Origin of the sequence: Sinorhizobium sp. NG07B (genome assembly GCF_002532005.1) — a bacterium.
In the GTDB taxonomy this organism is placed as follows: Bacteria; Pseudomonadota; Alphaproteobacteria; order Rhizobiales; family Rhizobiaceae; genus Sinorhizobium; species Sinorhizobium fredii_C.
This window is the reverse complement of the sequence record NZ_NWTD01000003.1, coordinates 423018-436059: the sequence shown is the minus strand read 5'-3', so window position 1 is coordinate 436059 and position 13042 is coordinate 423018. Positions and strand designations below refer to the sequence as shown.

Genomic DNA, 13042 nt, shown 5'->3' with positions numbered 1-13042 from the left:
GGTCGTGCTCTCCACGTCGGTGATCAATTGGTGCTACGGCCGCCGAAGCGATGTGTGGCAATGGCGGCAAGTGCCTTGATACTGTTGCTGTTGAGACTGTCTTCATGCCACCCCTCGAGGTCGAAGACCTCCGTGTCGGGGGCAACGGCCTCGCCCCAGCCGAACAGGAGCTTGCGCGCCCGCGGATGGTTCGCCTCGCTGCGGAAAAGCAGAACCGGATTGCCGTCGGCGTGCGCAGGACGATAGCTGCGAGCCGCGTCGACGAGCAGGTCGGTCACCCTTGCATTGATCTCTTCCTCGTCCGAGTAGGCGCCTGCCTGCAAACCGATGCGTTTCATCAGGCCGAGGCTGAAATTGAACTCCCGGAGGAAGTCGACCAGGCGGATGCGCCCGGCCAACAGCTTGCGGGTGAAATAGCCGAGCCGCTTCAGGCGCCGCTCGCCATTCCAGCGCAGCCGGCGCAGCTTCGGCTGGGAGCGCACGAAGCCGGGGGCCCAGGCGTCTATGACCGCAGTGAAGCGCAAGTCCGCTCCGCGCTCGCGAAGCTGCCGGCCCACTTCCATGGCCAGCACGCCGTTGACGCAGAGCCCCATGATGGCGATCGGCCCCTTGAGAATGTCGGCGCCCATCCTCTCGACGACGCGCCGTGCAATGTCTTCGAACGACATTGACGCAAGTCTTCCGTCGAGATCCGCGCTGAACATGTTGGCGTTGTAGACGGACACAGTGCTGTCGAGCTCGTTGGCGAGCCGATAGTAGAGAAACGGGTGGTTCAGAGTGTAGAGCGAGCACGGGCCCGTGCCCTCTCGGCAGACGCTGACGGACCAGGGATTGTCGTCTTTCGCTGCCGCATCCCCGTCGGCAACGCCGAAGATCGCACCGGCGAAACCGCTAAAGGTCGGTTGCTTGAACAGCAGCTCCAGATCCGCTTTCCCGCCGAGCTTGGAGCGGACCGCGGACAACATTCGCAAGGCGAGCAGAGAGTGGCCGCCGAGCGAAAAGAAATTGTCGCCGGGCGCGATTTCTCGGACATCGAGCACATCGGACCAGATGGCTGCGAGCGCCTTCGTCCTTTCGTCAATCGGCATGCTGGTCTTGCCCGCGGCAGGTGTGACCTGCACCGCCGGCGCGGTTTTGACGGGGACAGTCAGCGCATCGCGATCAACCGTGCCATCGAATTTGCGCGGCAGGTTCAGGAGCACACTGACGCCTTGCGGCATCGCCGGGGTCGCCAGCTGCGACCGGAGATAGGTCATGAGCGTCTCGGGCAGTCGGTCGAGCGGCTCGATCATATTGGGGACAGGCGTCACGAAGCCGTAGCTGCCCATGCCGCCATCGGTAGGTACCACCGCCGCTGCAGCAACCGAGGGGTGGCCGGAAAGGACTTGCTCCGCGACCGGGACAGACCGAAGAATTTCCGGCTGCTGGAATATCTCCCGTTCGGGCACGATCAACGAGGACAGCAACGCGGATGGCCGTTCCAGCACGATCTCGTAGATCTGTTGCCAAAGATCGAGCAAGCCCTCGATGGTGCGCCGCTCGAACAGGTCGGCATTGTACTCGATCGACATGCGCCAGCCGCTCGGGCGGCCAATCATCATGAAGCTGAGGTCGTAGATTACACCCGGCGATTGCGACGGCGCACTGATAAGTTCGAGGCCGCCATATCGCTGGTCCTCGAGAAACGCCTTCTGGAGATTGAAGTTGACGGAGATCAGTGGATTGCGCGAGGGATCGCGCATCGGGTTGACCACCTCGACAAGCTTGTTGAACGGCATGCGGTGATGATTGAGCGCTGCCGTGACAATCTCGCTTGCCGAGCGCAGGTGGTCGGCAAAAGTCATGTCACTGGGGAAGTCGAACCGCAACACGATGTTGTTAATGAAAACGCCGATCAGATTCTCCAGATCGGTGTCGTCGCGCCCGGCCACCTGGGACCCGAAGAGGACCTTTTCGGCAGCGGCGTAGCGATGGAGCAGCGCGCTCACCACGGCAGCGCCGAAACTGTAGAGGGAAACGCGATGCTGCCGGGAGGCGGCATCGATGCGCTCGCCGAACTCGACAGGTTTGGCAACCGACAGGATGGAGCCGCGTGTCGTCTTGACAGGTCCCCTCGGATGGTCCGGGACGACCTCGAAATAGGGAGCGCCTTTGAGACGCTCACGCCAGAACGCCTTCTCCGCCTCGAACCCATAGCTTTCCAGATACTCGCTCTGCCAGAGCGAGAAGTCGCCATACTGCAAAGGCAGTTCCGGGAGGGCAGGCGTCCGCCCGGCCTCGATCGCCGCAGAAATTTCGCCGACCTCCCGTCCAAGCACGCGTATCGACCAACCGTCGAAACAACTCTGGTGGGCGGTGATCAGCAGGAAGCCGCGGTCGTTCTCCACCATCAGCAGCGAGACGCGGAAAAGGCAGGGCTGGCTGAGGTCGAACGGCGCGCGCGCCGTCTCCTCGCCGATCGAAAGGATGCGGGCCTCGCGCTGGTCGGCCGGCACGTTCCTGAGATCGATCACCGACATGCGGAAGTCGACCTGGTCGACGACCTGTTGGCATGGACGGCCGCCAACTTCGACGAAACGGGTGCGCAGGATCTCGTGACGCTGGATGACGGTGCGGAACGCCGCCTCGATCGCCGACGAGCGGATCGCGCCGCGCACCTCCCAACGCACTGCGACGTTGAGCGCGGGATTTCCGGGTTTCATCTGGTCGAGAATCCAGCAGCGCAGTTGCGTCTGCGAGCAGGGAAATTCGGCGACGACCGTCGGTGCGGTTGTCGGAACTGCCTGGTTCGTTTCCTTCATGCCCGTGTCACCTGTTCGATGCGGCGGCGCGCGCCATTGCGGAAATCCCTCAGCGAGGGAACAGAGGGATGGGGAAGCGTCCCATTCGTCTCATTGCGAGCCTCGGCGAAGGCCGCGAGTTCGGCCACCGAGGGATGCATCATCAGATGCTTCGCCTCGAGTTCGAGGCCGCTGTCCAGCATACGTGCCGCGATGCGGAAGATGACGAGCGAGTCGGCGCCCAGCGCGTAGAGATTGTCCTCCACGCCGATATCGTCGGAATTCAGCACCTCGCGCCAGATGGTGCAGAGTCGCTCCTCCATCGGCGTGCGGGGCGGCACCCGGATCACGGTCGCCGCGCGCTGCGGCAAGCCCCGTTGTTCGAGGGCCTTCCGATCCAGCTTGCCGTTGGCCGTCTGCGGGAGCGTCTCCTCGAATGCCCAGAAGGTCGGAACCATGTGGGCAGGAAGGTTAGCTTCCGCGTGGGCAGAGAGTTGCGCGTTGCTGGGGCGGCTGCCGCCTTCCTCGACCACCAGGTAGCAGACGAGGTGCTTTTCGCCCCGACCGTTATGCGCCGCGACGACGGCGCATTGGCGAATGCCGGGTGCGCGGGCCATGACGGCTTCGATGTCGCCGAGTTCGATGCGGAAGCCACGCAGTTTGATCTGTTGGTCGCGGCGGCCGAGCAATTGCAGGGAGCCATCGACAAGCCGTCTGCCGACGTCACCCGTCCGATAGAAGCGCTGTGGCGTGCCGGTGCCGATGTCGATCTCGACGAAGGCTTTTTCGGTGAGGTCGGGACGATCGAAGTAGCCGTTCGCCAATCCCTCGCCGCCGATGTGGAGCTCACCGGTAACACCGATCGCCGCAATACTGCCGGTCCGGTCAAGAATATGAAGCTGCGTATTGGCAATCGGGTGACCGATCGTGATCGGCCCGTCGGCTGCATCAATCTTCCCGACGGAGGACCAGATCGTCGTTTCCGTCGGTCCGTACATGTTCCAGAGTTCGCCGCCGGTGGCGAGCAAGGTTTCGGCCAGCGCCTTCGGCAACGGTTCGCCGCCACAGAGCATCTTGAGCCCGGGGCGCTTGAGGCCCGCTTCCACGAGCATCTGCCACAGCGTCGGCGTCGCCTGCAGCACGGTGGCATTGCACTGCTCGACGAGGCGCACGAGCGCAAAGCCGTCCCGTACCGCCTGGCGGCCCGCCAGTACGACGCGTCCCCCCGTGATCAGCGGCAGATACAGCTCCAGGCCTGCGATATCGAAGGAGATCGTGGTGACGGCGACGATGGTGTCGCGATCGGTCAGACCCGGTTCCTTCGCCATCGACACCAGGAAGTTGACGAGCGCCCTGTGCGACACTTCCACGCCTTTGGGTGCCCCTGTAGAACCCGACGTGAAGATGACGTAGGCGGCCGATGTTGTGTCGGTGGGCAGCTTTGGTGCACTTCGGACGGCCGCGATGGCGTCGGCGTCCCTGTCCAGTCGAATGGCCTGGAGCTGCGATCCTGCAAGCCCCGCGGATTTTTCGCTATCGCAGATGACGGCCGCCACGCGTGCGATCTCTAGCGTCTGGGCGAGTCGGTTTTCCGGGTGCGCTGGATCGAGCGGCACGTAAGCATGCCCGGATTTCATGATGGCGATCAACGCAACGACCATGTCGAGCGAGCGCTCGACCAGCACCGCAATCCTCAGCCCAGGATCGGGCACCACCTCCTGGATATAGGTGGCGAGTTGGTCGGAACGGCGATCGAGTTCCGCGTAGGTTAGCACTTGCCCGTCGTGCTCGACGGCCGCTGCATCGGGCTGGGCCTTAACCTTTTCCGCAAAAAGCCTGAACACGAAGGCGTCGCGATCATAGTCCGCCGCGCTGTCGTTGAGCGTGTGGACCAGCCAGTTCTTCTCGCTTGCGCGCATCAGCGGAAGCTGGCCGATCGGCCTGGTTATGTCCTCGGCAAGCGCACCGGCGAGGGTTACAAGATGGCCGATCCAGCGTTCGACCGTGCCTCTATCGAAGACCTCGGCATTATAATCGACGTCGATGCGCACGCCCTGCGGGCCCTCGGTCAGGTTGAAGAACATGTCGAAGTTGGAGAAAGCCTTGCCGTTCGAGGCGATCCGCGTCTCGAGGCCTCCGAAGTCCAGATTTTCCGGCACTCTCTCCAGGTTGAATTGAATCTCGGTCAACGGCAGGCGGTGCATGTCGCGCTTGATGCCGAGCTTCCGCACCAGGGTGCCATAGGTGTAGTCCTGATGCTCGAAGGCATTGATCACGAGTTGCTGCGTGGCTTTCAGATGTGCGTCGAACCGCATGCTTGCATCCACCTGCTGGCGCAGTGGCAGCAGGTTGACGCAATGGCCGACGAGCGTCTGGCCGTCGAGCAGGCTCTGGCCGGCCGAGGGTACGGCGACGACGATGTCGTCCTGCCCGGAAAGACGGGAGATCACCACCTGAAGCGCTGCAAGCAGTGTGGAGAACAACGTCGCACCAGCCTTGGCACCGGCTTTCTTCAGAGCCTTGTAGTCATCGGCTTCAATCTGCCCGTGCACGGTCCCGCCGGCAAAATTCCGGCGCTCCGGGCGGGGGTGGTCGAGCGGCAGGTCCGGCAGGTCCGGGACCTCCGCGAATTGATCGAGCCAGAAGCGCTCGGTCGCGTTCGACATTTCCGCCTTTGGCGCAAGATCCGTGGCATAGGTCGCGAAGGACAGGGCCGCGGGCAGGTCTGGCGTCGCGCCATCGACCAGGGTGGAATAGGCCTTCGCCAGTTCCTCGACGAGAACATTGACGGACCAGCCGTCGCACACGATGTGGTGGGCGGTGAACACCAGCCGGTGGCTCTGGGGTTCCATGTGCAGGATGCATGCCCGGGCGAGCGGGCCTTCTGCCAGATCGAAGGGCGTGTGCGCATCGTCTTCAAGAAACCGGGCGAACAGCGCTTCACGATCGGCATCCCCGACGAGATCGACGTGACCGATATCGAGATCGAAGTCGGGAATGAACTCGAAATGATCTCCCGCTCTGCCGAACCGGATCTGCAGGGCGTCGTGCCGCGCGATGACGGTCTTGAGGGCCTGGCGAAGCTTCTCTTCGTCAAGCTGCCCGTCGATCGTCATCGTGAAGGATTCGTTGAACGCGCATGACGCACCGTCCCCGGCTTGCGCCGCCAGCCAGATCTCCTTCTGCGCCTCCGTCAAAGGAGCCGCCGAAGGACGGGCCGCCCGCGGGGTCGACGTCTGCGGTGGGGAGGCAAACTCCGCAGGCGGCGTACCGAGAATGCCGACCGCCTGAAATGCATCAAGGCTTTCACGGAACGCGGCAGCGATCGCCTGGAAATCCGCTTCGCTATGGGCCGTCGTGAGGAAGCAGGGGTAGCCGTCCTGGATGTGGATGCCGAGCATGCGCATCTTCGCATAGAGCAGCGTGCCCAACGGATCGTCCCTGCCGAAATCGGTGACGAACCAACTCTTGTAGCTTTGGACGACATTGGGAATGCCGCGCCGCGCGAGATCGGCGTTGACCTCAGCCACCAGCGCCTCAGTGCGTTCGGCCACCCGTCCATACAGAGCGGCGCCGTCGCCCTTAATATGCTGCAGCACGGCACGGGCCGCAGCGAGAACCACCGGATGGCGAACGAACGTGCCCGCGCAGAAGGTCGGCGCGGTCATCGGCACGGAATCGTCGCCATAGCTCCAGTGGCCGCCGTCGAGCGCATCCATGAACCGGCTGTCGCCGACCAGCAGGCCGATCGGCATGCCGCCGCCGACGACCTTGCCGTAGGTCGCCATGTCGCCCTTGATTCCCCAGATCGCCTGCATGCCGCCCGGATCGACCCGGAAACCGGTGACGACCTCGTCGAAGACGAGCGCGAATTCGGACGCCGTTGCGATCTCGCGCAAAGACCGCACGAACGCCTGCGGACGCAGCTCCGGATGCCGGCTCTGCACGGGTTCGATGATGACCGCGGCAATCTCTCCGGCATTGGCGCGGATCCAGTCGAGACTCTCGGCGTCGCCGTAGCGAAGCACGGTCATGTTGGTGACGGAGGCCGCCGGAATCCCCGCCGCGACCGGCAGCGCGACCGGTGTGCCTCCACGGTTCCTTCCCTTCACCAGAACCTCGTCGAACTGGCCGTGATAATCGTTGCCGAAGACGACGATCCTGTCTCGGCCGGTCACTGTGCGGGCGACGCGCATCGCGGCCATCACCGCTTCCGATCCGGTGTTGCAGAAGGTCACGCGCTCATGTCCGGTCATCGCCGCAACCAGCTCGGCGACTTCGCCGGCGAGCGGCGTCTGCGGACCGATGGCGAAGCCCGCATCCACCTGGGACTTTATCGCCTCGGTCACGAAATCGGGCGCATGGCCGAAGGCGGTCTGCCCCATGCCGTTGACCAGGTCGATGTATTCGTTGCCGTCGATGTCCCAGATACGGGAGCCCTTCGACCGATCGGACACGACCGGGAAGACGATCTCTTTCCAGTCCTGCCGGAAGCCGGCGGCCGTGCGCGGATCGGCGAGCCACCGCCTGTTGCGGTCCGTGAAGCTCTTGGATTTCGGATTGCGCGCCTCGTAGGCAGTGATCAGCTCGGCTACGAAGGCGTGCTTCTCGGGTGTCATCTCGGAAGCCGCGTTCTTGGCGCCGGGGCTGTAGAGCTTGATCCGCTGCGCGCCGACATCGCCATCGCCCACGGCCCGTGCCGCTTCCGCCGTCACAGGCATAGGCATGGGCTGTACCGTCGTCGCAACGGGCGCTGCCGCGGACAGCGCGCGCTCCGCGGTACCCGCCTGCAAGACCTGGAGCTGCTGCGAGAGAATCGACTGCACCATCAGAAGTTGAGACTGCAAGATCCCTTCAAGACCGCTGGCGCTCGCGGGCGGCGCGCTCGCCGTCGGTGCGCTGAAGGCGGCGGTCGGAGCGGGCGCAGATGGCGCCGGCGGCACGGCGACCCGAGCCGCACTGGCGGGTTCCGCGGCCACCGCTTCGGCCGAGTTTGCCGGTTCCGGCGGCAGTTGCTGGTCAAGGTGGCGCGCCAGATCCCGGACGGTCGGGATATTGCTCAGCAATTCGCGGAAGGAGAGCTTGATCTTGTAATCCTTTTCGATCCGCTGCGCGAACTGTCCGATGAACAGGGAATCGAAACCCAGCTCCAGGAAGGTCGCCGTCGAGTCCCCTGCCCCGAGTGCCTCGCCGGACATATCGGCCAAGACGTTCAACAACGAGGCCTCAAGCTTGGGAGCGCGGCTGGCCACGGGTATTGGTTTGACGACTTCCATGGTGGGACTTCCCTCGATCGATGGGGCTGACGCAATGGATGCAGGTCTCTCGGCAGTCAGTGCCGGTGCCGCCGAGGCGTGGTCGCCGGCGCGCCGGACCGATTGCGGCGCATCGATCCAGTGCCGCTGACGCTGGAATGGATAGGTCGGCAGGAGCAGCTTTGACGGCTGCGGCCCGGGTTTCTCCGGCCAGTCGAGATCGCAACCCGCCGTCCAGAGCTTGCCATGCGCCTCTGCAAGCGTCTCGCTCGCGGCATGGGCGCGATCGTGTTCCGGCAGCGACTGAACGATAGCATGGGTGGCATCACGGCTCAGTGTCTGAGCGGCAAAGACCGAGAGCGTGCGCCCTGGGCCGACCTCGAGCAGCACCGGCTTCTGCTCCCGGCTGAGAGTTTCGAGCCCCTGCGAAAATCGCACCGCCGCCCGGCAATGACGCGCCCAGTAGTCCGGCGACATGCCCTGCTCGACCGTTTGCCAGCTGCCGCTGACACAGGAGACATACGGCAGGTTCGCCGTTCCGTAGGTGACCCTGGCGGTTTCCTCGCGCAGCGCGTCGGTCACTCCGTCCATCATCGCGGAATGGAAGGCATGTGACGTGTGCAAGCGGCTGAAGGCGATTCCGGATGCCTCGAGGGCCGCGCAGGTCGCGTCGACGCCGGCGAAAGTCCCCGAAATGACGCAGAGCTTGGGGGCGTTGATCGCCGCGATCTCCACATCCGCGCGCAGGTGCGGTGTCACGGTCTCGACATCCGCGCGCACGGAGACCATCGCGCCCTGCGGCTGCGCCTGCATGAGGCGGCCGCGGGCGGCCACCAGGCGCAGGCCATCCTCGAAGGAGATGACATTGGCGAGCGTCGCGGCAACAAACTCCCCGACGCTATGGCCGATCATCGCGCTCGGCTCGAGCCCCCTGCTCATCCACAACCGCGCCAGAGCGTATTCGACCAGATAGAGACAGGGCTGGGCAATCCGCGTCTCGCGCTGCTCGTCCGCCATCGCCTGCGAGACTGCGCCGGCATGACAGATGAAATCGCGAAGGTCGATCTTGAGGGACGCGCGCAGGATTTCGGTGCCGCGATCGATCCAGCGTGTGAATTCCGGCTCGCGGTTGTAAAGCACGGCGCCCATTCCGACATATTGCGAGCCCTGGCCCGGAAACATGAAGACGACGGGCGGGCGATCGGCGGCGACGGCGCTCGCCACGCGCTCGGACCCTAGACGCTCAACAGCCTGACCCACGCTGTCGGCCACGATCGCGGAGCGATGCGCGAATGCCCGGCGGCCGGTCTGCAGCGTATGGGCGACGGCCGCCAATGTGTCATCGGGCATCTTCGCAAGATGGTCTCTCAGGTTGAGGCGCATCGCCGCCAGCGCCGCTTCATTGCGCGCCGACAGGGGGAGAATGAATGGGCCGCGGGGGGGATCGCCCGCCGCCTCCCCGCGGACCGGTGCCTCCTCGACGACGACATGGACATTGGTCCCGCCGACCCCGAAGGAGCTCACGCCCGCCCGTCTCGGACCCTCCCCCTCTGGCCAGTCGGTCATTTCCGTGGGGATGTAGAACTGGCTCCCGTCGAGGTCGATGCGCGGATTGGGGCGCGTGAAGTTGGGTAAACCGGGGATCTTTGCGTGCTGGAGTGCCAACGCCGCCTTGATGAGGCTCGTGACGCCGGCCGCCGCATCAAGATGGCCGACCGTACCCTTCACCGACCCGAGTGCGCATGATCCCCGCCGCTCGTTCGTGTCGGCAAAGGCGGCGCGCAAGCCTCCGAATTCGATGGGATCGCCGAGTGGCGTCGCCGTGCCGTGGCATTCGACATAGCCGATGGTCGCAGGATCGACGTCGGCGCCCGCCAGCGCTGCAGCAATGGCCCCGGCCTGGCCAGCGACGCTCGGCGCTGTGAACCCGACCTTCTCCGACCCGTCGTTGTTGACGCCATAGCCGCGGATCACCGCGAAGATGTGGTCGCCGTCACGAAGCGCATCCTCCACCCGCTTCAGGAGGACGACAGCCGCGCCGCTGGCAAAGACCGTTCCGGCGGCCTGTTCGTCGAAGGGACGGCAAAGCCCATCGGGCGAGACCATGCCGCCCTCCTGATAGAAATAACCGCGCCGCTGCGGCACGGTGATCGACACGCCACCGGCGAGCGCCATGTCGCAACTGTAGGTAAGCAGGTTATGACAGGCCTGCGATACCGCCAGCAGCGACGTCGAGCAGGCCGACTGAATGGTGAAGGCGGGCCCTCGCAGATCAAACTTGTAGGCAATCCGCGTCGCCAGTGCATCCGTCAAGGAGCCGACGATCTGCTGGAAGCAACCGATCTGGTAGTTGGACGTGAACTCCTCCGCCTTCGCCCGCTCTCCAAGTACGTTGTTGATGAGATAGGTCGGCATCGAAGCGCCGGCGAAAACGCCGACAAGTCCGGGATATTTCTGTGGGTCGTAGCCGGCGCGTTCCAGCGCTTCCCAGCAGATCTCCAGAAAGACCCGATGCTGCGGGTCGGTGACTGCGGCCTCCCGCGGAAACATGCCGAAAAACTCGGCGTCGAACAGTTCGATGTCGGGCAGGTGCGGCCGGGCGGGCACGTAGTTGGCGCTGCCGCGCTCCTCGTCGGTGAAAGCGTCTTCGAGCTCATCCGGTTTCAGCTTGGAAAAGGCATCCCGCCCTTCGCAGATCATCTGCCACAGGGCTTCCACCGAAGGAGCTCCGGGAAAGCGGCCGGACATGCCGATGATGGCGATGCCGGAAAGATTGCTGTCTGCTTCGCCAATCGCCGTCATGGAGCACTCCTGCGGAATTGAGACATGGTCTTGCGCTGCAGCGCGGCTCGCTCCGCCGCCGACATTGCCCGTGCGCCAGCAATGGCTCTGCCATCGAGAAAGCCCGCCAGTTCCCTGATCGTCGGATGCTCGAAGAGCGCCACGACGTCGACCGGCCGGCCGAGATTGCTTTCGAGTGCTGCATGGATGCGCATCAGTTGAAGCGACGTCCCTCCGAGGTCGAAGAAATTCCGATCGAGTTCCACCGCCTGGATACCGAGGACAGCCTGCCAGAGGCCGAGCAGGACCGCCTCGGTCTGGCTCGTGATCGGTGCCGTTGCCGTTGGCGCCGCATTGACAGGCAGGGGCAGCTTGGATCGGTCCACTTTCCCCGATTGATGCAGCGGAAGCTGGCGGAGCACAGTGACGACGCTCGGGATCATGTAGGCCGGCAAGGCGTTGCGCAGCCGCTCCATAACACCCCGTATCAACTCGGCGTCATCTGCGGTGGCGCTGGCCTGTGGGCAGATATAGCCGAGGATTCGCTTGTTCTGCGGACCGAGCGTCTGGCAGATGACGACGCCGTCTGAAAGGCGCGGGTCGCGCCGGAGCGCGGCCTCGATCTCGTCGAGCTCGATGCGCTTGCCGTTGAGCTTAATCTGTCGATCAACTCTGCCCTTGAACCGGGCCGACCCGTTTTCATCCAGGACGGCCAGGTCGCCGGTCAGATAACCTCGAAGGGGCGCCTCCGGCGTTTCGATCGTGACAAACCGCTCCGCCGTCAGTTCGGGCCGCTTGAAATAGCCGATGGCCACGCCGTCACCCGTCAGCACCAGTTCGCCCTCGACGCCAGCCGGAACCGGACGACGCTCTTCGTCAACGATCAGAATGCCGGTATGCTCCACCGCCTGACCGATCGGCACGTCGCTACCGTCGAAGCCTGCCGGTATGTCGTAGGCGGTGGCGAGAACGGTGATCTCGGTCGGCCCGTAAGCGTTGGTTACCCGGCAATCGGGAAAAGTCTTCTGAAAGCGCCGCACATGTTCGACAGAGGCGACTTCGCCGCCGAAAAACATGTGGCGCAACGACGGCAGGGCCGAACCGGGGTAGTCGGCGAGCAGGTTGAAGAGCCCCGTTGTTAGCAGCGCGACCGTGACGCCATTGCCGCCCACGACATCGCGCAGGCGGGCGACCGAAAAGTTGCCGTCCGGCAAGATCGCCAGCTTGCAACCGTTTGTCAGGGCGCACCAGACCTCGAAGGTGGAGGCGTCGAATGCGATCGTCGCGGCGTGCAGCATGACGTCGTTGCTTGTGAGCTTGAGGTAATTCTGGTCCAGCGACAGCCGCGCAATGCCGCGATGGGCGATGGCAACGCCTTTCGGTCGGCCGGTAGAGCCAGACGTGAACATCACATAGGCCAGATCGCCGCCACCGACTGCGATGTCAGGCCGGATCTCGTCTGCGCCGCCAGTGAGTTTCTGGAGCAGCGCGAACAGATCGACGTTCGATCCCTTTGCGTTCGGGACCGAACGGATCGTCCGCGCCGTCTCGGGGTCGACGAAGACGACCTTCGGCTCGCATTCGCCGATGACATAGTCGAGGTGCTCAATGGGAAAAGTCGTGTCCAGCGGCAGGTAAGCGGCCCCGGCCTTCAGGATCGCCAGCATGGCCACAATTGCTTCCGGCGACCGCGGCACGAACAAGCAGACGATGTCGCCTTTCTGGACCCCTTCCCGGATGAGATAGGCCGCTAGGCGGTCCGAAACTCGTTCAAGCTCGTCATAGGTGATCGTGCGCCCCTCACAAACTAGTGCTACCGACTTCGGACTGGCTGCAGCGTGCTGTGCAACGATCGAGGGAATGGAGCGATCCCGGTCATAATGTATGATGACATCCGAGCGCGGCTCCGCCGATCGGGCGACGCCGGATTTCTCCTCCGTCGCGGAAACACGGAAGTCCATCATTGCCGATCTCCTGTCCCTTTCCCGTCCCCACAGAGCGCCGAATGCGGTCGTCCGACGCGACTGGCAACGGCGACACAACTTTCAAGCCGTGCCGCCGGTCGTCAGAATTTCATGGTGAGGAAAAATAAACAGTTGATCATTGGGATAGCTTCAGCTTTGCCCGCGGCCAAAAGGGTTAGACTGCTTAGTCCTTCGGCGGAAGCTCTCACCGGACGGCCGCGGTCGCACCTAGAAACGAGGTCGAACAAGCTCCGAGCGCGTG

At 64.1% G+C, this 13042-nt stretch carries 3 protein-coding genes; all 3 read right to left on the bottom strand.

Annotated elements, in window-relative coordinates:
• Positions 1-23: 23 nt before the first annotated feature.
• From CO664_RS11940 to CO664_RS11930, 3 genes are read right to left on the bottom strand one after another with little or no spacing between them, the layout of a single operon-like run.
• A complete protein-coding gene (locus tag CO664_RS11940) occupies positions 24-2801 on the bottom strand; it encodes a condensation domain-containing protein (RefSeq protein ID WP_097538869.1) in 2778 nt (925 codons plus the stop codon).
• On the bottom strand, positions 2798-10837 hold the full coding sequence (locus CO664_RS11935) for a hybrid non-ribosomal peptide synthetase/type I polyketide synthase (protein ID WP_097538868.1): 8040 nt from the start codon (positions 10835-10837) through the stop codon (positions 2798-2800). Before CO664_RS11935 ends, CO664_RS11940 begins: the two co-directional genes overlap by 4 nt.
• Entirely contained in the window at positions 10834-12780 is a 1947-nt protein-coding gene (locus tag CO664_RS11930) for a non-ribosomal peptide synthetase (RefSeq protein WP_037417227.1), read from the bottom strand. The genes CO664_RS11935 and CO664_RS11930 overlap by 4 nt, the downstream gene beginning before the upstream one ends.
• Between the last annotated feature and the right edge of the window lie 262 nt (positions 12781-13042).